This is a genomic window from Pseudomonas khorasanensis, from assembly GCF_014268505.2.
Lineage (GTDB): Bacteria > Pseudomonadota > Gammaproteobacteria > Pseudomonadales > Pseudomonadaceae > Aquipseudomonas > Aquipseudomonas khorasanensis.
Window position 1 is genome coordinate 91,213 of sequence record NZ_JABWQP020000001.1, and the last position, 20,877, is coordinate 112,089.

Annotated in this window: 24 protein-coding genes; 14 read left to right on the forward strand and 10 right to left on the reverse strand. The window is 59.8% G+C overall.

Going from position 1 to position 20,877, the window contains the following annotated elements; genetic code table 11:
- Window positions 1–43 precede the first annotated feature (43 nt).
- Window positions 44–268 carry a hypothetical protein gene (locus tag HU727_RS00475; RefSeq protein WP_186532189.1) on the reverse strand — a complete coding sequence of 75 codons (225 nt, stop codon included), beginning with the start codon at window positions 266–268 and terminating at the stop codon, window positions 44–46.
- A gap of 160 nt (window positions 269–428) precedes the next feature.
- Entirely contained in the window at window positions 429–620 is a 192-nt protein-coding gene (locus tag HU727_RS00480; RefSeq protein WP_186532188.1) for a YegP family protein, read from the reverse strand.
- 275 nt (window positions 621–895) lie between these two features.
- Between HU727_RS00480 and HU727_RS00485 the strand changes: the two genes are divergently transcribed.
- From HU727_RS00485 to HU727_RS00510, 6 genes are all read left to right on the forward strand, one after another.
- A complete protein-coding gene (locus HU727_RS00485) occupies window positions 896–1,861 on the forward strand; it encodes a glycosyltransferase family 2 protein (protein ID WP_186532187.1) in 966 nt (321 codons plus the stop codon).
- Window positions 1,862–1,864: 3 nt separating this feature from the next.
- Window positions 1,865–2,575: a class I SAM-dependent methyltransferase gene (locus HU727_RS00490; RefSeq protein WP_186532186.1), complete on the forward strand. Its 711-nt coding sequence runs from the start codon at window positions 1,865–1,867 to the stop codon at window positions 2,573–2,575.
- A complete protein-coding gene (locus HU727_RS00495; protein WP_186532185.1) occupies window positions 2,572–2,958 on the forward strand; it encodes a GtrA family protein in 387 nt (128 codons plus the stop codon). Before HU727_RS00490 ends, HU727_RS00495 begins: the two co-directional genes overlap by 4 nt.
- Window positions 2,955–5,060, forward strand: a complete 2,106-nt coding sequence (locus HU727_RS00500; RefSeq protein WP_186532184.1) for a DUF6311 domain-containing protein — start codon at window positions 2,955–2,957, stop codon at window positions 5,058–5,060. The genes HU727_RS00495 and HU727_RS00500 overlap by 4 nt, the downstream gene beginning before the upstream one ends.
- 92 nt (window positions 5,061–5,152) lie before the next feature.
- A complete protein-coding gene (locus HU727_RS00505; protein WP_186532183.1) occupies window positions 5,153–6,073 on the forward strand; it encodes a LysR substrate-binding domain-containing protein in 921 nt (306 codons plus the stop codon).
- Between the two features lie 164 nt (window positions 6,074–6,237).
- Window positions 6,238–6,603, forward strand: a complete 366-nt coding sequence (locus HU727_RS00510; protein WP_186532182.1) for a 5-carboxymethyl-2-hydroxymuconate Delta-isomerase — start codon at window positions 6,238–6,240, stop codon at window positions 6,601–6,603.
- A gap of 3 nt (window positions 6,604–6,606) precedes the next feature.
- Here the strand turns inward: HU727_RS00510 and HU727_RS00515 are convergent, their stop codons facing one another.
- Both HU727_RS00515 and HU727_RS00520 read right to left on the reverse strand, forming a co-directional pair.
- Window positions 6,607–7,542: a LysR family transcriptional regulator gene (locus tag HU727_RS00515; protein ID WP_186532181.1), complete on the reverse strand. Its 936-nt coding sequence runs from the start codon at window positions 7,540–7,542 to the stop codon at window positions 6,607–6,609.
- A gap of 176 nt (window positions 7,543–7,718) precedes the next feature.
- Window positions 7,719–8,897 carry a cyanate transporter gene (locus HU727_RS00520; RefSeq protein ID WP_186532180.1) on the reverse strand — a complete coding sequence of 393 codons (1,179 nt, stop codon included), beginning with the start codon at window positions 8,895–8,897 and terminating at the stop codon, window positions 7,719–7,721.
- A 404-nt stretch (window positions 8,898–9,301) separates the two neighbouring features.
- Between HU727_RS00520 and HU727_RS00525 the strand changes: the two genes are divergently transcribed.
- From HU727_RS00525 to HU727_RS00545, 5 genes are all read left to right on the forward strand, one after another.
- Entirely contained in the window at window positions 9,302–10,951 is a 1,650-nt protein-coding gene (locus HU727_RS00525; RefSeq protein WP_186532179.1) for a phosphoethanolamine transferase, read from the forward strand.
- 163 nt (window positions 10,952–11,114) lie between these two features.
- The gene (rnd, locus tag HU727_RS00530) at window positions 11,115–12,248 is read left to right on the forward strand and encodes a ribonuclease D (RefSeq protein ID WP_186532178.1); all 1,134 of its coding nucleotides are present in this window, start codon (window positions 11,115–11,117) and stop codon (window positions 12,246–12,248) included.
- Window positions 12,245–12,538: a YcgL domain-containing protein gene (locus HU727_RS00535; RefSeq protein WP_186532177.1), complete on the forward strand. Its 294-nt coding sequence runs from the start codon at window positions 12,245–12,247 to the stop codon at window positions 12,536–12,538. Before rnd ends, HU727_RS00535 begins: the two co-directional genes overlap by 4 nt.
- 105 nt (window positions 12,539–12,643) lie before the next feature.
- A complete protein-coding gene (locus tag HU727_RS00540; RefSeq protein ID WP_186532176.1) occupies window positions 12,644–13,576 on the forward strand; it encodes a D-2-hydroxyacid dehydrogenase in 933 nt (310 codons plus the stop codon).
- Between the two features lie 102 nt (window positions 13,577–13,678).
- Entirely contained in the window at window positions 13,679–14,128 is a 450-nt protein-coding gene (locus HU727_RS00545) for a YcgN family cysteine cluster protein (protein ID WP_186532175.1), read from the forward strand.
- Window positions 14,129–14,275: 147 nt separating this feature from the next.
- Here the strand turns inward: HU727_RS00545 and HU727_RS00550 are convergent, their stop codons facing one another.
- From HU727_RS00550 to HU727_RS00565, 4 genes are all read right to left on the reverse strand, one after another.
- Complete coding sequence (locus HU727_RS00550) at window positions 14,276–14,653, reverse strand: YgaP family membrane protein (protein ID WP_186532174.1); 378 nt, start codon at window positions 14,651–14,653, stop codon at window positions 14,276–14,278.
- Window positions 14,654–14,734: 81 nt separating this feature from the next.
- Window positions 14,735–15,205: an RNA methyltransferase gene (locus HU727_RS00555; RefSeq protein ID WP_007911337.1), complete on the reverse strand. Its 471-nt coding sequence runs from the start codon at window positions 15,203–15,205 to the stop codon at window positions 14,735–14,737.
- Between the two features lie 103 nt (window positions 15,206–15,308).
- Complete coding sequence (locus HU727_RS00560; protein WP_007911336.1) at window positions 15,309–15,680, reverse strand: YajD family HNH nuclease; 372 nt, start codon at window positions 15,678–15,680, stop codon at window positions 15,309–15,311.
- A gap of 49 nt (window positions 15,681–15,729) precedes the next feature.
- A complete protein-coding gene (locus tag HU727_RS00565) occupies window positions 15,730–16,416 on the reverse strand; it encodes a spermidine synthase (protein ID WP_186532173.1) in 687 nt (228 codons plus the stop codon).
- A 79-nt stretch (window positions 16,417–16,495) separates the two neighbouring features.
- Here HU727_RS00565 and HU727_RS00570 point away from each other — a divergent pair, with 79 nt between their 5' ends.
- Window positions 16,496–16,780 (forward strand): hypothetical protein, encoded by a 285-nt coding sequence (locus HU727_RS00570; protein WP_186532172.1) that lies wholly within the window; start codon window positions 16,496–16,498, stop codon window positions 16,778–16,780.
- Here the strand turns inward: HU727_RS00570 and HU727_RS00575 are convergent.
- Entirely contained in the window at window positions 16,777–17,250 is a 474-nt protein-coding gene (locus tag HU727_RS00575; protein WP_186532171.1) for a cyclic nucleotide-binding domain-containing protein, read from the reverse strand. The two genes, HU727_RS00570 and HU727_RS00575, sit on opposite strands and share 4 nt — an antisense overlap.
- A gap of 110 nt (window positions 17,251–17,360) precedes the next feature.
- A complete protein-coding gene (locus HU727_RS00580) occupies window positions 17,361–19,415 on the reverse strand; it encodes a S9 family peptidase (protein WP_186532170.1) in 2,055 nt (684 codons plus the stop codon).
- Between the two features lie 171 nt (window positions 19,416–19,586).
- Here HU727_RS00580 and HU727_RS00585 point away from each other — a divergent pair, with 171 nt between their 5' ends.
- Window positions 19,587–20,084 carry an MFS transporter gene (locus HU727_RS00585; protein WP_186532169.1) on the forward strand — a complete coding sequence of 166 codons (498 nt, stop codon included), beginning with the start codon at window positions 19,587–19,589 and terminating at the stop codon, window positions 20,082–20,084.
- 15 nt (window positions 20,085–20,099) lie between these two features.
- Window positions 20,100–20,876, forward strand: a complete 777-nt coding sequence (locus HU727_RS00590) for a class II glutamine amidotransferase (RefSeq protein WP_186532168.1) — start codon at window positions 20,100–20,102, stop codon at window positions 20,874–20,876.
- Window position 20,877: the final 1 nt, after the last annotated feature.

Consider the following 20,877-nt stretch of genomic DNA (forward strand, 5'->3'; position numbering starts at 1 on the left):
AACCCTCCGCAGATTCAGTGGACGGTGGCTGTCTCCGAACAGCTCACGGCTGCTGGTAGTGGCCGGGAGTGTTGTTGCCTTCGTCGTGTCTGGTGCGTTTCTGCACCTGGACATCGCTCAACGTAGCCGCTTTTAATTCGGGGAAAGCAGTCTTGAGTAGCGTTTCTGCCAGACCGGGGTCCAGCGTGTCGCCATCATGGGTCAGCGAGCGGCTCTGTGGCTGGTTGTCGAGGATGAAGCTGATGAGGAAATGGTGCTCATGGGACATGGCTGAAATCCTTGAGTGCATGGCAGCAAAAATTGCAGTACATGCACCTTTGATGAGCACCGCTGACGAGCATTCAAATAAAGGCTTTGAATGGCGACAAACGGCGCAAGCCTCAAATGAACCCTCTCCCGGCAGGAGAGGGTGCTGAAGGCGATGTCGCTCAAATCTCCTTGATCGGCGTCTCTCCCTGCACGCCCTTGATCAGCGAGATCACGTGCAGGCAATCAGCCTTGTTCACATACGATTCGCCACTCGCAACGGTCTCGTGATTGCGCGCGCGCAGCCGCCAGCGCCATTGGCCTTTGCCAGTGCTCGGTGTGCCTCGGATTTGTCGGTATATCTCGAAATACATACGGTTCGCTCCCTGCGAGTTGTGTGCGACAGCCTGTGTGGCGCATCGACGCAAGCCTAGCGCAGGCGTTTTTTTTGGCTATCGAGGATTTGTTTCCAATCGTTCGCGGATGTTTCTGAAAGACCCAGCCCAGAGCACCGCAACCGACTTGCGAATTGGCCGATATGACGCCGCCCCCCGCTTGCGCGACTGGCCGTGCTCCTGCTTAATACGGAACGGCTCATGGTGTCGACATACCTTCGACGACCGACAAACACTATAAAAAGAGCACTCCTTTGACTGAGCACGGAACGCAACAGGCCGGGAAGGTGACGTTGTCGCTGGTGATCCCCGTTTTTAACGAAGAGGAGAGCCTCGACACGTTTCTCTTGCGCATCGATGAGGTCTTTCAGACACAAGCGTCGATCGACCTTGAACTGGTATTCGTCAATGACGGCAGTACCGATGCGACGCTTGAACACCTGCTTGAGCGTCAGCAGGGCGATTCGCGTCTGCGCATCGTCGACCTGAGCCGCAATTTCGGCAAGGAAGCGGCGCTGTCCGCCGGTTTGCACACGGCAACCGGGAAGATTGTGGTACCGATCGATGTCGACCTGCAGGATCCGCCTGAAGTCATTCTGCAGATGATCGAGCGTTGGCGCGAAGGTTACGAAGTGGTGCTCGGCCATCGCGTCAGCCGCCGCAGCGACACGTGGGCCAAGCAGACTTCCGCGCACTGGTTCTATCGTCTGCACAACCGCATCGCCGAGCAGCCCTTACCGGAAAACGTCGGCGACTTCCGCCTGATGGATCGCTGCGTGGTCGATGCCTTGTTGACCCTGCCCGAGTCGCGCCGCTTCATGAAAGGCCTGTTTGCCTGGGTCGGCTTTCGCACCACCCATGTCGATTACGAACGCCCCGAGCGCATGGCCGGGCAGAGCAAGTTCAATGGCTGGCGGCTGTGGAATTTCGCCCTTGAAGGCATCACCAGTTTCAGCACCGAGCCGCTGCGCGTCTGGACTTATCTGGGGGCGACGGTCTCGCTGGTGTCGTTTGCGTTCGCGATTTTCATCGTCTTGCGCACGTTGATCCACGGCGTCGATTTACCAGGCTACGCGTCATTGATGGTCGCGGTGACGTTTCTGGGCGGGCTGCAATTGATCGGCATCGGCGTGCTCGGTGAATACCTCGGCCGCACTTATATCGAATCCAAACGCCGGCCGGTTTTTCTGGTGCGTCGCGTCTACGACCCCAAGGACTGACCTATGGATCTCAAGGAAACCGACATCCTCGGCGACAGCATCGACGCGCATTGGTATTACTGCGCCAAAGCGGCTGCTACCCGGCGTTTGCTGGGTGACACGGCGATCCGTCGAATACTCGATGTCGGCGCCGGCTCGGGATTTTTCTCCCATCATCTGCTGACTCATACCGACGCGCGTGAAGCGTGGTGCGTCGACATCAGTTATCCCGCCGATTCAAGTGCCACCACCGCTGGCAAACCGGTGCACTACCGGCGCTGCATTGACAGCCTCGATGCGGATCTGGTGTTGCTGATGGACGTGTTGGAGCATGTCGACGACGACCTCGGCCTGCTCAAAAGTTACGTCGCCAAGGTGCCTTCAGGCAGCCGTTTTCTGATGACAGTGCCGGCGTTTCAGTTTCTCTGGAGCGGTCACGATGATTTCCTCGAGCACAAACGTCGCTACACCCTCGCGCAATTCGAAACGCTGGCGGACGATGCCGGGTTGACCGTGCAGCGCGGTGCCTATTACTTCGGTGCGGTGTTCCCGATCGCTGCGGCGTTGCGGTTATTGCCACAGGGCTCCAGGGGTGTGAAGCCGCAATCGCAACTCAAGCGGCATCACCCGCTGGTCAACACGGCGCTCAAGGCCCTTTGCCGTCTGGAATTACGCTTGATGGGGATGAATCGCGTGGCGGGTTTGAGTGTTTTCGTGCTGGCGCAGAAACCGTGATCGCCAGCGATAGATCCGCGCTGATCCGGCGCGGCGTCCGCTTTGCGCTGACCGGGCTGTTCGTCACCGCTTTGCATGCGGTGGTGGCGGTGTTGTTCATCCGTTTCATCGCACCCGAGCCGCCGCTGGCCAATGGTTTTGCATTTGCTGTGGCGACTGTGGTGTCTTATGTGATCAACACCACCTGGAGTTTTTCGGCCCGTTTGCATGGGCGCACGTTGCTGCGCTTCTTGTCGGTATCGGCCTGTGGATTTCTGTTGGCAATGTCTGTCGCCTGGGCCGCGCAAATGGCCGGCTTGAATGATCTGCTCGGAATAGGCGCAGTGGCCCTGACGATTCCAGCGTTTACCTTCGTTTTGCACAATTTCTGGACGTATCGATGAAGCTTTGCTCGACACCTCGGGCCACTGTGCTGTTGCCTGTGCTTTTGGGAATTCTGGCGTTTTTTATCGTGGTCGGCCCGCGTGCGCTGGACCCGACGAACATTGCGTGGCTGGGCGATGGCGACCCGGCCACCCATTACCAGGGGTGGGTGTTTTTCCGGCATTCTCCGTGGAGCTTTCCGTTGGGCCTCAATCCATCCTATGGACTTGAGTTGAGCAACGGCTTGATTTTTTCCGATTCTAATCCTCTGTTCGCTTTTTTGTTCAAACCGTTCTCGGCGCTGTTGCCTGAGCCGTTCCAGTATTTCGGGCTCTGGTTGCTGACGTGCTTCGTTCTGCAGAGCTGGTTTGCCTGGAAACTGCTCGGCCTGCTGACCCGCGACTCGGTGCTGAAGCTGCTCGGCGCCGGGCTGTTTGTATTCATTCCGGCCATGCTGATTCGCATGAGTGTGCACTTGTCTCTGGGGGGGCATTTCATGCTGCTGGCTGCGCTTTATCTGGCGCTGCGGCCATTCACGCCCAAACGTTGTCTGGCGTGGGGGACGCTGCTGGCGGTGGCGGCTTTGGTGCACGCTTACCTGCTGGCGATGATTGCACTGATCTGGCTGGCCGACCTTGCAGCCCATACCCTGCGGCGCCACCTGGCGCCGGGCAAAGCCCTGGGTGAGCTGGTCGGCCTGTTTTTGCTGGTCAGTCTGTGTTGCTGGCAGGCGGGTTACTTCAGCGTCGGCGACGACGGGCTGGCATTGATGGGCTACGGCCTGTTCCGTGCCAATGTGCTGAGCTTCCTTGACCCGGGTGAGTGGTCCTTTGCGTTGCGGGACATGCCCGGTGTATTGGGCGATGGCGACGGGTTCGCATTCCTTGGGCTCGGCGTGGTCTTTTTGCTCATCTGCGCTTTCCTGGCGTGGCTGCAACGTGGGACGGATGTTGGCATCAAAGCGCGCCGTTACCCGTTGCTGCTGCTCGCGCTGGCGGGCCTGGGGCTGTTTGCCGTCTCCAACAACGTGGGTGTCGGGCCCTTCGAGCTGCATATTCCGTTGCCGGATGCGTTGGTGGCCGTGGCGACGATATTTCGCGGTTCGGGGCGGATGGTCTGGCCCGTCATGTATATGGCCATTTTCGCCATCCTGTACGTTGTGATTCGTGGGCACGCTTCGCGCACCGCGCGGGTTCTGCTGAGCATTGCCTTGTTGCTGCAGGTGGCGGATACGCGGTCCGGCTGGGGAGAGTCACGCAAACTGTTCATGGTCACGCCCGCGTCACAATGGAAGACGCCGCTGGTTGATCCGTTCTGGGATCAGGCTGCGCGGCATTATCAGGCCGTGCGATGGCTGCGTCCGGAGAATTATCCGGAGCAATGGATAACGCTGGCCGAGTTTGCCGGGCGCCATCACTTGCCGACCAATGCCGTCTACCTTGGGCGCGTGAGTACTCGCGCCACCGAGGCGGCGCAGGCCGTGTCAGACCAGATGGTCAGCTCTGGCCGATACGCCGCCGATACGCTGTACGTGCTCGATAGCCGCAGCGTGTTGCCGGCAGCGCTGACCCTGAACCGCGAGACAGATGTGCTCGCCAGAATCGACGGTTTGAACGTGCTGGCGCCGGGCTGGAAGCGTTGCGCCGAATGTACGCCGATTACGGCGGTCGATCCGCTGACCCTGATCTCGTCCCTCAAGCCGGACGCCAGGGTGACCTTCGACGTTACAAGCCTGGCGACGTTTTTTCTGGGCAACGGATGGTCGAAAAGCGAACCGTGGGGGACGTGGTCCGAGGGCGACGAATCGCAAATCATTCTGCGACCCGAGGCTTTGGTGAAGTCATTTTTGCTGGAAGCCAATGCCCTGATTGCGCAGTCGCATAACGAGCAGTCACTGGAGATCTTCGTCAACGAGGTGCCGGTTTTGTCCACTCGCTTGCGCAAGCCCGAAGCGAACATCGTCAAGGTTGATCTGCCAGCCGACGTCCAGGAGCGGATCGAGCGTGAAGGTGTATTGGTGATTCGTTTCAGGTACGCCAACGCCATCACCCCGAGGGCCCTGGGCATGGGACTCGATCCGCGCAAACTGGCCATCGGAATTCGGGCTTTGACCCTCCATTGAACTGGCATGGCGCTTGATGGCGCACCGGCCCATGGACGCGCTTCATGGGCCTTTCTACACTGCCGCTAGTCCGGGGGCGCAGGGGGCAATGGATGAACCGCAATGAACTACGCAAGGCCGACATCAACCTGATGGTGGTGTTCGAGACCCTGATGCTCGAACGCAACGTGACCCGGGCAGCGGAAAAACTGTTCCTCGGCCAGCCCACCATCAGCTCGGCGCTCAACCGCTTGCGCACGATGCTCAACGACCCGCTGTTCATCCGCGTCGGTCATCGCATGGAACCAACGGCCCGCGCCGAAGACATTTTTCGCCATCTCAAACCAGCGCTGGATTCGCTCTCCGTGGCGCTCAGCCTGACCCGCGATTTCGACCCCGCCACGAGCACCATGACCTTTCGTATCGGCCTGTCCGATGACGTCGAATTCGGCCTGCTGCCGCCGCTGTTGCGTGCATTGCGTCAAGAGGCGCCGAACGTGGTGTTCGTCGTCCAGCACGTCGATTACTGGCGCATTCCCGACCTGCTTGCCGCTGGCGATATCACCGTCGGCATCAGCCAGACCCGTGGCCTGCCGGCCAATGCCAAACGCAAGTTGCTGCGGCATATTCAGCCGAGCATCCTGCGCGCCGATGCCTCGGCTACACCGCTGACCCTCGACGAATATTGCGCTCGTCCGCACGTTCTGGTGTCGCACACGGCCAATGTCTGTGGTTTCGCCGATGAGTGGCTGGCGGAACTGGGTCGCACGCGCCAGGTGGTGTTGTCGGTGCCGCAGTACAGCGCACTGCCGGCGCTGCTGGCCGGTACGGATCTGATCGCCAGCCTGCCGGATTACACCGCAGCGGCAATGGCGGCTTCCGGGCTGCTGTTCAAGGAACCGTTTCCGTTCAAGACGCCGACCCTGGACCTGTCGATGGTCTGGCTCAGCCACGTCGACAGCGACCCGGCCGAGCGCTGGCTGCGTTCGCGGCTGGAAGCATTCATGAGCGAACGGCCGCTTATTCAGATCTAACAGATGCCACGCATCCCTGTGGGAGCGAGCCTGCTTCGAAGCCGTTCGGCAGGCGCGGATGTGCAACCTGGCAGGACGCTTTCGCGAGCAGGCTCGCTCCCACAAAGGACGGTGTGTGATTGTGGTATATGTACGCCCCCGCATCCATCGACCGGAGATCCGCAATGCCACACCTGCACATGGAATACACCGCCAACCTGCCGCAGTTGAACCCAGACGTTGCCCTGATCCGGCTGAATAACACGCTGGTGGGTTCCGGTCAGTTCGGGGCGGAACACGATATCAAGAGCCGTGCAATCAAGGTCGAGACCTTCAAGGTCGGCACCGCCATGGGTGAACGCGCTTTCGTTCATGTGAAGCTGGCGTTGCTCAGTGGGCGCTCGGCGGAAATCAAGAAACAGTTGTCGCAAAGCCTGCTGACAGCGCTCCAGGACCTGTGTGAATGGCCAGCCGGCGTTGAGCTGCAACTGTGCGTCGAACTGCTCGATATCGATCGCGAGTCCTACAGTAAAGCGGCCATTGGCTTATAAGGCTCAAACCGATTCGAGCTCGCTGCACACCTCAATCACCTGCTCACGCAGCCAGACGTTGGCGCTGTCCTGATCGGCGTTCTGGCTCCATTGCATGTCGAGGGTGAAGCCCGGCAAGCCCTTCGGCGCCTCGCAATGATTGAATACTGCGTCGTTGGTCAGCAAGCGCTGGATACGCCGGGGCAGGGTGAGGATAAAGTCAGTGCCGGTGATCATCTTCAATGCGGCGCTGTAGCTGTTCGATCGCGCGACAATGTGACGTTTCTGCGCCTGGCGCGCCAGCCAGCCATCGACCATGTTGGTGCTTGAGGTCCAGGGCGTCGGAAACACATGCCGGCGTTCAGTGAAGGCTTGCAGACTCAGGCGCGGTTCCAGCGGCGTGGCGCGTTTGTCGAAGACGCAGACCAGATCATCTTCCAGCAACATCCGCGATTTCAGATCCGCATGCTGACGGTGGAAGTGGGGGCCGAAACTGATCACCAGATCGAGGCTGCCGTCGCGTAATTCGTCGGCCGGCACATCGGTTTCGAACTTGTGCATGTTGACCATTACCGGCAAGTCATCGAAGTCGAAGCGCTTCAACAGACGCGGCAAGATAAGTTGCTCGAAGTATTCCGGGGCGCAGATATCGAACGTGACCGCCTGCCGGCTCGGGTCAAAGGCCGGGGCCCCGGCGTGGCAGAGGTTGATGCTCTCGAGGATCTTCTGCACATGGCCATACATGCTGCAGGCCTTGTAGGTGGGACGCATGCCGGTGCGCGTGTTGATGAACAGCTCGTCTTCGAAACTGGTGCGCAGTTTTTTCAGGCAATAACTGACGGTGGACTGGCTGACAAACAGGGTTTCCGAAACATCGGTGACGCTGCTCTGCTCGTACACAGCGACGAAAACCATCAGATCCTGCATATCGAGCTTGCGAAGCAAATTACTGTTCAGCATGAGTTCCGTCTCGCTGTGCCCCTTGCGCAGAATTCGCGCAAACGTGTGCGTACGATCCTAACGGAACGATGGTGCCAGGAGAAACCCTTGTAGGACGTTTCACGGACACATCTGGGACAGAAACTTTTAGCAACACGACGTTGCCCATTTCGTGCGGAAAAGATGGCCAGAGGCCTCTAGATTGCACTCGGGAAGTGGCGTGCGTAGTGGCGCGGATCGAAACGGGTAACCATCAACAGCATGACCGCCATCACAGCAGTCAGCGCCCACCACGCGCCTTCGAAACTGCCCAGTCGATCGCGAATCATCCCTGCCAGCAGCGGCGACATTCCTGCGATCAGATAACCGATCCCCTGTACAAACGCGGTCAGGCCACCGGCGCGCTGCGGCTCGTCGCAGTGATCCAGCGCGACAATCAGGCTCATCGGAAACAGACCGCCAATGCCCAGACCCAGCAAGGCTGGCCAAAGCAGGGCCAGGCTCGGCGGGCCGGTCATCAGGCCACAAAAACCGCCGATGATCAGCAAAATCAATGCGATCAGCACGCCACGGCGATCACGGCTGCGATTGGCAATGGCCGGGACTGCGAGGCCGGCAATGACCTCCATCGCTGTCAGAAAACCCAACACCAGGCCGGCGTTTTGTTCGCTCCAGCCCTTCTCCACGTAATACGGTGCGAGCCAGGCGAGAACGCAGGTGTAAGACGCTGTTCCCAAACCAAAGAAAACGGCCAGTAACCAGGCGCGGGCGTTGCTGAAGAAGGACGCATTATTGGGTGCGGACAAGGCGGCTGGCCTGTTCGTCCTTTGCAGCCACCAGAACGCCAGCGCGAGCAGCGCCAACCCGGCCCAGATGGCCAGTCCCATGCGCCAGCTGCCGGTGCGGATCATCACCAGCGGTGCAAACGAAGCGGCAATCGCGGCGCCGCCCATGATGGACGTTACGTAGACACCCATGCACAACGCGACATTGTCAGGGAAACGCGACTTGATCAGCGCCGGCATCAACGCCTGAATCATCGCAATACCGAAGCCGGCCAATATCGCGCTGACGATCAGCTCAAGCGCCGAGTTGATAAACAACCGTGACAGCGTTGCCAGGCCAATGATCAGCAGGGACAGCAGCACCGTGCGCTGTTCGCCCAGGCGCTGGCTGATGGCAATGCCAAAAAACATCGCCAGCCCCATGGCCATCACCGGCAGCATCGTCAGCAACGAGGCGAGTGTGAAGCTCAACGGGATGTCGCCACGTATCGTCGACAACAGCGGCCCGATGGCGGCCATTGATGGACGCAGGTTGAGTGCGACGAGGACGATCGCCAGCATCAGCCATACAGCGGGGCGTGTTTGATTCATCAGCGGATCTTCGATTGCAGAGGCTGATGATTAGGCGTGGCGGCGCGCACATCGGCAAATCAGAAAATCGCGCAGCAAACCTAAAAACTCCATAACACCGCCTGTTCCCCTGTGGGAGCGAGCCTGCTCGAGAATGCGTTCCTTCAGACAAACATAGGCTTGCTGACACTCCGCTTTCGCGAGCAGGCTCGCTCCCACAGAGGAAATTGCGAAATGCCTGAATCTGAATAAAACCTGAACCATTCTCAAATACTTGCAAAGTTTAACGTTGTCGCCTCGGTACAACTAATCGTTAGCATCTTTTTCACGAAAAATTGATCTATGGCCACCTAAAGTTTGTCATGCCTCGGTGAATGATTTTTTCACAATTAACGAGGCTCTTCTTACAGGAACACTCACTCATCATGTTGAACTTAAAAGCCGCGCGCCCCGAATGGGTGACGTTGTTTGCCAGCGCCTTTTTGTTGATCGGTTTCAATCTGGTGCTCTGGCAACATTTGTTTGAAATCACCGCGGCCGATGGCAAGGGTATCGCCATGCGCGTGGCGTTCGGCGTGATGATTTTTGCAGCTTTCAATATCGTACTGACGTTATTCGCGTTCCGGCCGCTGCTTAAACCGCTACTGACGTTGCTGTTTTTAATGAGCGCCGGTGTGGCTTATTTCATGAGCCAATATGGCGTGATGATCGACGCAGGCATGTTTCGAAACTTCGCTGAAACCAACGTGACGGAAGTACGGGATCTGCTCTCGTGGAAGTTGTTTGCTTATATTTTCTTCCTGGGCGTTTTGCCGTGTTTATTGTTATGGAAACTGCCAATCAACTATCGACGCTGGCACCGTGAGTTGTTCAGCAAAGTCATCGTCAGCGTCGCGTCCGCAGCGGTGATTGGTGGTGTAGCGCTGGCGAACTACCAGGGGCTGTCTTCATTGTTTCGCAATCACCACGAAATTCGCCTGATGCTGGTGCCGAGCAATTACATCGGCGCCTCCATCGGCTATCTCCAGGAGCAAGTAGTCTCGGCGCAGCAGCCGTTCGTCAAGATCGGCGAAGACGCCCAGCGTAATCCTGACTTGAAGTTTCAGCCGCGCAGATCCTTGACCGTGCTGGTGGTGGGCGAAAGTGCCCGGGCGCAGAACTTCGGCATTCTCGGTTATGACCGTGACACCACGCCACAACTGGACAAGGAGGCGGGGCTGATCGCTTTCACCGATGTGCATTCCTGCGGCACTGAAACAGCGGTCTCGGTGCCGTGCATGTTCTCCAACATGGGTCGCAAGGATTACAACGCCAGCAAGGCAAAGAACGAGGAAGGTCTGCTCGATGTGCTCAAACGCGCCGGCATCGATGTGATCTGGCGTGATAACCAGTCCGGCTGCAAAGGTACCTGCGACCGCGTCACGGTACAGGACGTCAGCAAGTTGCAAGATCCTGCTCTGTGCGCCAACAGCGAATGTCGCGATGAAATCCTGCTGCAGGGTCTGCAAAGCTTTATCGATCATCTGGATAAGGACACCGTGCTGGTTCTGCACCAGATGGGCAGCCACGGCCCGGATTACTTCAAGCGCTACCCCAAGGAATATGAGCACTTCACCCCGGTCTGTGAAAGTAATGCGCTGAACAATTGCAGTCGCGAAAGCATCGTCAACGGTTACGACAACACGTTGGTGTACACCGACCATGTGCTGTCGAGCCTGATTGATGTGTTGCGCAGCAATCAGGACAAAGTCGACACCGCCATGCTGTATCTGTCGGATCACGGCGAGTCGCTGGGCGAGTACAACCTGTTCCTGCACGGCACGCCTTATATGCTCGCGCCCGAGCAGCAAAAGCATGTGGCGATGCTCGCGTGGTTTTCCGACAACTACCAGAAGGCCTACTCGGTCGACACTCATTGCCTGCAAATGAGCCGTGACAAGCCGCTGAGTCAGGACAACCTGTTCCACTCGATGCTCGGCCTGCTGGAAGTGCGCAGCACGGTGTATCAGCCAGCGCTGGACATGTTTGCCGGTTGCCGGGGCGCGGTGGTCGACGGCGTATTGGCCAAGGAGTGAGGCGGCATCCGCCCGTAGCGCATGCACGACGGTCGTTTCTCTTTCTCCTGTCAGACTATTCTTGCTGACAGGCAAGACATTTCCTTACAGCTCTTGTCCTTCTCAGGCGCGTAAATCCCCGGTGGCGATATATACTGCGCGCCATTCTTCAAGGGAGAGCCGTGTGGCTATCGATATTCACTGGATTCGCGACAACGAAAGTCTCGCGCAGTTTTGCGCCGAGTGGCAGCAACTGCCGTTCGTTGCCCTCGACACCGAATTCATGCGGGTCGACACCTTCTACCCGATTGCCGGCCTGCTGCAGATCGGCGACGGCAAGCGCGCCTACTTGATCGATCCGCTGACCATCAATGCCTGGCAGCCTCTGGCAGCGTTGCTTGAAAACCCGGCGGTGCTCAAAGTCCTGCACGCCTGCAGCGAAGACCTCGAAGTGCTGCTGCGCCTGACCGGCAGCCTGCCGGCGCCGCTGTTTGACACACAATTGGCGGCGGCCTATCTGAACCTCGGTTTCTCGATGGGGTATTCGCGGCTGGTGCAGGAAGTGCTCGGCATCGAACTGCCCAAGGGCGAAACCCGCTCCGACTGGTTGCAGCGTCCGTTGTCCGAGACGCAAATCAGCTATGCCGCTGAAGACGCCGTGCACCTGGCGGAAGTGTTCGTGGAACTGCGCCCCAAACTGTCCGACGACAAGTTTGCCTGGGTGCTGGAGGATGGCGCCGAACTGGTTGCCAACCTGCGCCGCGAAACCGATCCGTACGAGGTGTATCGCGAGGCCAAACTGGCGTGGAAGCTGTCCCGGGCACAGCTCGCCGTGCTGCGAGAGCTGTGCGCCTGGCGCGAGCGCGAGGCCCGCGCCCGCGACTTGCCGCGCAACCGTATCGTGCGCGAGCACTCGCTATGGCCCCTGGCCCGCACACAGCCGGATAATCTCGCGGCGCTCGGCAAGATCGAAGACATGCACCCGCGTACCGTGCGTCAGGACGGCCAGTTTCTGCTTGATCTGATCAAGCGCTCTGGCAGTGTGGGGCCTGATCAATGGCCGCCGGCAGTGCCGGAACCGTTGCCGGTCGAAGCGGCGGCGCTGATCAAGCAACTGCGCGCACTCGGTCAGGCCGAGGCCGAACGTCTGGGTATCGCCCCGGAACTGATGCTGCGCAAGAAAACCCTCGAAGCGCTGGTCAAAAGCGGCTTCCCCGAGGGGCCTTACCAATTGCCCGATTCGCTGCGTGGCTGGCGCCGCGAATTGATGGGTCAGAAGCTGCTCGACAGCCTGGCCTCTGCAGGAGAACAGCCTTGAAACGTATCTGCTCCATTTACCAAAGCTCCAAACGCAGCGGCATGTACCTTTATGTGCTCAAAAGCGATGCGCTCGAGCGCGTGCCAGAAGCGCTGATGCTGGCGTTCGGCAAAGCGAAACACTCATTCGATCTGGTGCTGTCGCCGGAGCGCAAACTGGCCAGCGAAGACATCACCTTGGTGCTGGAAAACCTCGACAAGCAGGGCTATCACCTGCAGATGCCACCGGCCGAGGATGAGTACATTGAGCACCTGCCCGAAGAGTTGCTGCGACGCAACGATCCGGTCTGATCCGCGAGGCCCTGTTCTGGGCCTCGATTAACCCTGGAACTGTTTTTACCGCGACGGTCGTCCTGAATCAGGCGATCGTCTGCACGGTTTGCGAAAGGTTTGAAGATGCGCGTTCTGATTGCTGAACACGACCACGCGATATACGCCCGGCTGCTGCGTCAGGCGCTGCCTGAGCTTGAAGTCCTGACGAGCGGCGACTCCGCCGAGCTGGCCCGTCAGGCCGCCGATTGCCCGGTGTGGCTGGGCCAGCCGGATCTGCTGGCGACGCTGTTGCGCCAGGGCCATCAACCGCAATGGCTGCAATCGACCTGGGCCGGCATTACGCCGCTGCTTGTCGACGGCTTGCGCCGCGATTACCGCCTGACCCGCGCGGTAGGGATTTTCGGCCAGGTCATGGCTGAATACGTTCTGACGTACATCCTCGGCCACGAACGTGAAGTGCTGGCGCGACTGGTCAGCCAGGTCGAGCGAAAATGGGACAACCGCAGCGGCCAGAGTCTGGTCGGGCGCAAGGTGCTGATCGTCGGCACCGGTGACATCGGCCAGAGTGTCGCGCAATTTCTCCTGCCGTTCGGCGTCGAGCTGTACGGCATCGCCAGCAGCGCCCGTGAACAGGCGCCGTTTGTCGAAGTCGGCTCACTGGCCGATCTGCCGCGACTGGTGGGCGAGGTGGATTACGTGGTCAATCTGCTGCCGAACACCGAATACACTCACGATCTCTATGACGCGGCGCTGTTCAGGCAATTCAAGCCGACCGGGTTGTTCATCAACGCCGGGCGCGGTGTCGCGGTAGTCGATGCCGACCTCGTGGAGGCATTGAAGGAGGGTCACCTGGCCGGTGCGGTAATCGACGTCTGCCGTCAGGAGCCTTTGCCGCAGCGGCACCCGTTCTGGACGGCCTGGGGCCTTCTGCTGACCGGGCACAGTTCGGCGCCGACCTCGCCGGCGCTGATGGTGCAGTTGTTTGTCGAGAATCTGAAGGCCTATCAGGCGAGCGAAAGCCTGCGCGGGGAAGTGGATTTCAACCGCGGCTATTGAGTTTCCTTGTCTGACATAACCGACAGTCGCCAGCGCTTGGCCCCCGCGTCCGCTGGCACTAGACTGGCGGCCTTTTCACCACCTGATGTTGATGCTCGAGCCATGGCTGCCAAAGTCGAACCGTTCTGGATACGCAAAACCCTCGATCAACTCGATCACGAGGAATGGGAATCGCTGTGCGACGGCTGCGGTCTGTGCTGCCTGCAAAAGCTCGAGGATGAAGAAGACAACAGCGTCTATTACACGCGCATTGCCTGCAAACTGCTGGATCTGAAGACCTGTCAGTGCAGCGACTATCCGAACCGCCTGCAATTCGTTCCCGACTGTATCCAGCTCACTCCGGGCCAGGCTGAAGCATTCAAATGGCTGCCGCCGACCTGCGGTTATCGTCTGGTCAGTGAGGGCAAGGACTTGCCGTTATGGCATCACCTGGTGTGCGGTGATCGCGATGCGGTGCACCATGAACGGATTTCCCAGTCCGGGCGGATGCTCGCCGAAGGCAGCGTGCCGGAGGATGACTGGGAGGATCACCTGATTTTTCGGGCGGGTTGAATTTTTCTCGCTTCAGGTAAATCGCTATCGCTGGCAAGCCAGCTCCCACAGGTTTTTCGCGTCGTACATCGATTTCGTGACGACCCGAATTCCTGTGGGAGCTGGCTTGCCAGCGAAGAGGCCATCAGCGGCGCTGAAGATCCCGGATCAAACCCCGGCCTTCGGCGAGACCAGCGAATCATTGCCGGTAACAGTGGCCGTTTCAGTGGCCACTTCAGCATTGGTCTTCAATTTGGTCAATTCTTCCCCGGCGCGTTCGATCTTCGCCCGCGCGTTGTTCATGTCTTGACGGCCCTTTTCCAGCAGGCTTTTCGCCGAGCAATGCCCAGTGATGCCACGGGCCATGGCCATGCCGCCGAGTGCCACCTGAATCAGGCCGAACACGCCGCCTCGGCGAAGGCCCTTGCCCAGCATGATTACGCCTCCGGTCAACGAGCCGATGCGTTCCCAGCCATGAACGTTTTTTTCGGAACCGGACTGAAACGGGGTGGATTCGATGCGTTCGACGCGTTTGAACTCGCTCATGATCTATCTCCAGGCAGGGTACGATTGATAGATAAGCTGACTGCCGCAGCTGTCAGCTTGTTCCATCGAATGTGCGACGCGTCAGCGGAATTTTGGTCCTGAGCGGGTGTTCAAGCCTTTGGCCATGCGATCGTAGAGCACAACGTTGACCGTGGCGGCCAGGTTCATGCAACCGGTGGTCGGGATATAGACGACGTCTTCGCACCAGTCACGAATCTCTTTATCCAGCGAGCCGTCTTCCGGACCGAAGATATACAGCGCACGATCCGGGTGGGTGTATTCGGGCAGTGGGCGAGCACCTTCGACCAGTTCCACGGCAACCGGCACGCAGTTGAGCGGCAGGATTTTTTTCAGGTCATCGATGCCGATCAGCGGGATGTCGTAGTGCACGCGTTTAGTGTCGGTGACGAAATCGGCGGCGCGTTCGTAACGCTTGCCGGTGTAGAACACCGACGCCACGCCGTAACAGCCTGCGGCGCGCATCACCGAACCGACGTTCTCCGGTGATTTGGGGTTATACAAACCAATGCAGCTGTACCGTTTGTCTGCCACGAGCGGGGTGCCTTCGGGAAAAAGAGGGCGATTATACGGGGATTGGAGGAAGGCGGGCAGACCGCTCATTCCCACGCTCCGCGTGGGAACGATCATGGCGGGCTCAGTCTTCTTTTTTCATCAAGCCTGCAAGGGCCGCAAACGGATTGTGCGTCGCCTTGGCGATTTTCGGCGTGCTCAGCGAGCCTTCGCTGAAGTATTGCTGGTCGGTGTACCGCGAATGCTCGTTGTCGTGGCAGTACAGGCACAACAGTTCCCAGTTCGAACCATCCTGCGGGTTGTTATCGTGGTTGTGGTCGCGGTGGTGCACGGTCAGTTCGCTCAGGCGCTTGCCGGAAAACTCACGGGTGCAGCGGCCGCAGACGTGCGGGTACATCTTCAGAGCCTTGTCGCGATAGCCCATTTCCTTGTCGCGCTGATTGTCAGCGAGGATGCGATCCAGCTTCGACGTATTGGTTGGAGTGGACGAACTCATGGGTTCACCTTTGTAGAAAGACTGATGACGGTTATGCAGCCAGTTTAGCTCAGCCCTTGAGCTTCTCCGCAATCCAGATTGTATGACGTGTGCCCTTGTTGCCGTGGGCGAAGACCTGGACTTCTTCGGCCTTGAAGCCGGCCTTCTTCAATTTGTCGGAAAACTGCCGATCAGCGCTGGCCGACCACACGGCGAGCACGCCTTTGGGGCGCAGCGCTTTGGCGCAGGCGTTCAGGCCTGCGGCGGAGTACAACCAGCTGTTGGCTTTCTGGGTCAGGCCTTCGGGGCCGTTGTCGACGTCGAGCATGATTGCGTCGAAACCGTTCGGTTCGCTTTGCAGCACGTTGGCCACATCTTCCTGACGAATCACCGTGCGCGGATCGAGCAACGGACGGCCGGACTTTTCGCCGAGCGGGCCGCGATTCCACTCGACCACGCCGGGCACCAGTTCCGCGACCACGACTTCGGCAGTTTTGCCTAGATGCTTGAGCGCCGAGGCGAGGGTGAATCCCATGCCCAGACCGCCGATCAGCACGCGCGAATCCGGTCGCCCGGCGACCTTGCGGCAGGGGATTTCGGCCAGTGCGTCTTCAGATCCGTGCATGCGCGTGTTCATCAATTGCCCGCCGTCGCCGCCCTGGATCTTGATGACGAAATCCTCGCCATACTCGAACAGGCACAGGGCCCCGCCGTTTTCGGGAATCGGGGTGGTGTCGAGCAGAACGAAACGTTTCATGGAAATCTCTACAAGGGGGAAGGCAAGCAGGCGCGTTGGGAGTAGCCTGAACACAGACTAAGGCCAAACGGAGCCCTTGATGAAGCGCACCATTCTAACGGTCATTACCCTGGCCGCGCTCGCGATTACTGCCGCGCAGGCCCAGCAAAACGTTCCCGTCGCTCCGACGCCGCAGCCCGGCTCGCCCGGCACCGCGACGCCGACGCCGTATCCGCAGATCACGCCGATCACGCTGCCCAAGTCCGGTGCTGGCAGCGGCAGTCCGCCGTTGGTGCCGATCGAAATGCCCAGCCCGCCCAGCAAGGATCAGCCAGTGCCGGGCATTGAACCGACCAGCAACAAGCCGAAGTCCCCTGGCGGTTAAACCTGTTGCGCCGCCAGTTGGCCGTCGGCCATGCGCAGGCGTTTCGACAGCGAGACGGCGAGGGCGCGGATGATCTTGGCGGCGATCTTTGGTGCGTCGTTAAGCATTTTTTCCAGCGAGTCCTTGCCCAGGTTCAGCAACTGACAATCGCTGGCAGCGATGCAGGTTGCCGAGCGCCGCTCGCCATCCAGCACGGCCATCTCGCCAAACGCCCGGCCGCTGCGCAGGGTGGCCATGGTGATGACCTGGCCATCAGGCCCGGTTTTCTGCACGGCGACCTGGCCGGTGTGGAGGATGCACATGAAACTGCCCGCATCGCCCTCGCGGAAAATCGCCTCGCCTTCAGCCACGGTGCTGATGCTGAAGTAACCGGAAGCGGCCGCGAAGTCGCTCAGTTGCAATTGATCGAACAGGCCACAGTCCATCAGCCATTCGCGGATTTCATTGTTCAGCAGGGTCGGTTCTGACATGTCGGTGCGGTCTTTTTGTTTTCACTGTTTCCAGGGGGCACACGGTCCCCACAGGGAATCGGTGGAGGTCTTGGGTCTGCAGTTAAGACCCAAGCCACCGGCAGAGTTCCTCAGGCAATGCCCAGAACCTTGAATACAAATGCATATTCGAGCGCTACGTCACGTAATCCCTGATAACGCCCGCTCATGCCGCCATGCCCGGCGCCGAGTTCGGTCTTGAGCAACAACAGGTTGTCGTCGGTTTTGGTGGCGCGAAGTTTCGCCACCCACTTGGCCGCTTCCCAATATTGCACGCGGCTGTCGTTGTAGCCGGCGATCACCAGCATCGGCGGGTAGGGCTGGGCAGTGACGTTTTCGTACGGCGCGTAGGCCTTGATCCGGTCATACACTTCCGGCTCTTCAGGATTGCCCCATTCGTCGTATTCAGTGACGGTCAGCGGCAATTCGGGATCGAGCATCGTGTTGAGCACATCGACGAACGGTACCTCGGCAATCGCCACGCCGAACAGGTCCGGACGCTGGTTGAGCACTGCACCGATCAGCAAACCACCGGCGCTGCCGCCGCTGATTGCCAGTTTTTCCGCTGTGGTGATGCCGTTGAGAATCAGGAATTCGGCGCAGGCGATGAAGTCGCTGAAGGTGTTGTGCTTGTGCTCCTGCTTGCCGTCGCGATACCAGGCCTCGCCCAGCTCGCCGCCGCCGCGCACATGGGCGATGGCGAAAGCCATGCCGCGATCCAGCAGGCTCAGTCGCGCGTGGGAAAACCACGGGTCGAGGCTGGAGCCGTACGCGCCATAACCGTACAGGTACAGCGGTACAGGTTTGCCGACCATCTCGCGCTTCATCACCAGACTGATCGGTACCTGCGTGCCATCCGGGGCGGTCGCCCACAAGCGCTGGCTGACGTAGGCATCAGCGTCGAACGGGCCAAGCACCGGGGTTTCCTTGAGCACGGCTTGCTCACCACTGGCGAGCATCAACTGACGCACCTGGGCCGGGCGATTCAACGCTTCGTAACGCAGGCGAATGCGGTCGCTCTGAAATTCCAGACTGTTCTGCACATAGAGGCTGTAGGCCGCGTCCGGCAGTTGCACGCGATACGGCGCCAGCCCCTGCGGATGTACCTCGATGATTGGCAGGCCACCCTCGCGCAAGCTCAGCGTCATGGCCTCGGTGTTGAGGCTCACACCGTCGAGCATCACGTCTTCGCTGTGCGCAATGAGGTTCTGCCAGTCGGCCTCGCTCGGCGGTACACCGGTGTCCGGGGCCTGATACAGGGCGAAGTTGATGCCGTCACGGTTGGTGCGGATAAACCAGGTCCACGTGCCATCGAGCTGGCCGTGGTCGACGTCGTATTCGTGATCTTCAACCCGTGGCGCCAGGCAGGTGAACGGCAGGTGGGGCTGGTTGGCGTCGAGTGCCCAGACTTCGCTGGTGGTCTTGCTGCCCAGCGACAGGATCAACTGCTGCTCGGAGCTGGAGCGATAGCAGTGCAGGAAGAAACGCCCGTCCGGCTCATGGAAGACTTCTTCGGCGGCGGTGCCATCGAGGCGATAACGGAACAACTTGTGCGGGCGGTGGGTGTCGTCGAGCACGCCGAAGAACAGCGTCAGGCTGTCGTTGGCCCAGGTCATGCTGCCGTCACTGTCTTCGAATTCCAGTTCGCTGACCTTTTCGTTGGACAGTTCCTTGACGAACAGCGTGTAGATCTCATCGCCCGAGGTGTCGACGCTGTAGGCCAAACGCTGATGATCGGGGCTGATGCTGAACGCGCCCAGCGAGAAGAAGCCGCCGTTGGCCAGCGCATTCGGGTCGAGCAACAATTGCTCGCGGCTTTCGTCCAGGGTCAGGCTGTCGTCGGCCGGGCGCGGGCAGCGGTAGTGACGCGCGTATTCGTCGCCCGCCGTGGTGCGCGTGTAATACAGGTAAGGCCCCCACGGCGAGGGCAGGGACAGGTCGGTTTCGAGGATGCGGCCCTTGATCTCATTGAACAGGGTTTCGCGCAGTTCGGCCTGGTCGGCGGTCTGTGCCTCTTGATAAGCGTTTTCGGCCTTGAGGTAGTCGAGCACCGCATCGGTGTCGCGTTCCTGCAGCCAGGCATACGGATCGGCGCCGGCCGCCTTGTGGGCAATCGGGGCACTGATGACGGGGGTGGATGCGGACATGGAAGGCTCTCGGATAATTCAAGAATTAGGGGTTTCGCACGACTTGCAAATCGCCACAGCTCTTGTAGGAGCGAGCTCGCTCCCACAGGGTTGGCTACTGGCCGTCTGGTATTGGGACAAGCCGCAGGCGCGAAAAGTCGTTACTATAAGCGCCTCTTTGCCTGCCTTGCCATGGACACCATGACCGAGAACGACTATCTGATCGCCTGGGGCCTTTACGCCTTTGCCGCCGTGGGCTGCCTGCTGGTATGGATGCGCCTGACCACCTGGATGTGGCGCTGGCTGCGCGAGCCGCTGCGTGTGCTGATGGCGGTGTTGCTGTTCAGCCCGACCATCGTCGATCCGGTGAAAGCCAAGGTTGCGCCGGCCATCGCCATCACTGCGCTGGACATGCTGTTCAAGGTTGGCAACAACGCCTGGCGCGCGGTGTCCGACCTGTTCATGTACGGCATGATCGCCTTGGGCGTTTATCTGGTTTTCGTGTTGATCCGCATGCCGATCGAGCGCGCTTCGAAGGCCCGTCGCGAACAGACCGAGGCCGCCAAGGCCGCCGCCCGTGCCGATGAGCGCGACGACGATCAGCCGTTCGGCGGTGCCGGTGACGACCGCTACGGTCGCCCGCCGGTACCGAACAGCCCGCAGCGCATGCGGGTCGAGCCGCGTCTGTAACCCGAGAGTCCGCACATGTGTGAATTACTGGGCATGAGTGCCAACGTGCCGACCGATATCGTGTTCAGCTTTACCGGCCTGATGCAGCGCGGCGGACGTACCGGCCCGCACCGCGACGGGTGGGGCATCGCGTTCTATGAAGGGCGCGGCTTGCGCCTGTTTCAGGACCCGGCCGCGAGCAGCGAATCGGAAGTCGCCAATCTGGTGCAGCGTTATCCGATAAAGAGCGAAGTGGTCATCGGCCATATTCGTCAGGCCAATGTCGGCAAGGTCTGTCTCTCCAATACTCACCCGTTCGTCCGCGAGCTATGGGGACGCAACTGGTGCTTCGCGCACAACGGTCAGCTCGCCGAATTCACCCCGATCAAAAGTTTCTACCGCCCTGTTGGCGACACCGACAGCGAGGCGGCGTTTTGCGATCTGCTCAACCGCGTGCGTGCAGCATTTCCGGAACCGGTCGATATCGAAGTGCTGTTGCCGGACCTGGTCGCCGCCTGCGCCGAATATCGCAGCAAAGGCGTGTTCAACTGCCTGCTCAGCGACGGTGACTGGCTGTTCTGTTATTGCTCGACCAAACTGGCACAGATCACCCGGCGCGCACCGTTCGGCCCGGCGCGCTTGAAGGACGTCGACGTGATCGTTGATTTTCAGGCCGAGACCACGCCCAACGACGTGGTCACGGTGATCGCCACCGAACCGCTGACCGAAAACGAAACCTGGACCCGATACGAACCGGGCCAATGGAGCCTGTGGCGACGCGGTGAATGCGTCAGTCAGGGCAAGACCGAATAAG

Bases quoted from the DNA above. Each gene is read 5' to 3' on its own strand.
- HU727_RS00475 (WP_186532189.1), bottom strand. From the start codon at position 268: ATGTCCCATGAGCACCATTTCCTCATCAGCTTCATCCTCGACAACCAG.
- HU727_RS00480 (WP_186532188.1), bottom strand. From the start codon at position 620: ATGTATTTCGAGATATACCGACAAATCCGAGGCACACCGAGCACTGGC.
- HU727_RS00490 (WP_186532186.1), top strand. From the start codon at position 1,865: ATGGATCTCAAGGAAACCGACATCCTCGGCGACAGCATCGACGCGCAT.
- HU727_RS00500 (WP_186532184.1), top strand. From the start codon at position 2,955: ATGAAGCTTTGCTCGACACCTCGGGCCACTGTGCTGTTGCCTGTGCTT.
- HU727_RS00505 (WP_186532183.1), top strand. From the start codon at position 5,153: ATGAACCGCAATGAACTACGCAAGGCCGACATCAACCTGATGGTGGTG.
- HU727_RS00510 (WP_186532182.1), top strand. From the start codon at position 6,238: ATGCCACACCTGCACATGGAATACACCGCCAACCTGCCGCAGTTGAAC.
- HU727_RS00515 (WP_186532181.1), bottom strand. From the start codon at position 7,542: ATGCTGAACAGTAATTTGCTTCGCAAGCTCGATATGCAGGATCTGATG.
- HU727_RS00520 (WP_186532180.1), bottom strand. From the start codon at position 8,897: ATGAATCAAACACGCCCCGCTGTATGGCTGATGCTGGCGATCGTCCTC.
- HU727_RS00525 (WP_186532179.1), top strand. From the start codon at position 9,302: ATGTTGAACTTAAAAGCCGCGCGCCCCGAATGGGTGACGTTGTTTGCC.
- HU727_RS00540 (WP_186532176.1), top strand. From the start codon at position 12,644: ATGCGCGTTCTGATTGCTGAACACGACCACGCGATATACGCCCGGCTG.
- HU727_RS00545 (WP_186532175.1), top strand. From the start codon at position 13,679: ATGGCTGCCAAAGTCGAACCGTTCTGGATACGCAAAACCCTCGATCAA.
- HU727_RS00550 (WP_186532174.1), bottom strand. From the start codon at position 14,653: ATGAGCGAGTTCAAACGCGTCGAACGCATCGAATCCACCCCGTTTCAG.
- HU727_RS00560 (WP_007911336.1), bottom strand. From the start codon at position 15,680: ATGAGTTCGTCCACTCCAACCAATACGTCGAAGCTGGATCGCATCCTC.
- HU727_RS00565 (WP_186532173.1), bottom strand. From the start codon at position 16,416: ATGAAACGTTTCGTTCTGCTCGACACCACCCCGATTCCCGAAAACGGC.
- HU727_RS00570 (WP_186532172.1), top strand. From the start codon at position 16,496: ATGAAGCGCACCATTCTAACGGTCATTACCCTGGCCGCGCTCGCGATT.
- HU727_RS00575 (WP_186532171.1), bottom strand. From the start codon at position 17,250: ATGTCAGAACCGACCCTGCTGAACAATGAAATCCGCGAATGGCTGATG.
- HU727_RS00580 (WP_186532170.1), bottom strand. From the start codon at position 19,415: ATGTCCGCATCCACCCCCGTCATCAGTGCCCCGATTGCCCACAAGGCG.
- HU727_RS00585 (WP_186532169.1), top strand. From the start codon at position 19,587: ATGGACACCATGACCGAGAACGACTATCTGATCGCCTGGGGCCTTTAC.
- HU727_RS00590 (WP_186532168.1), top strand. From the start codon at position 20,100: ATGTGTGAATTACTGGGCATGAGTGCCAACGTGCCGACCGATATCGTG.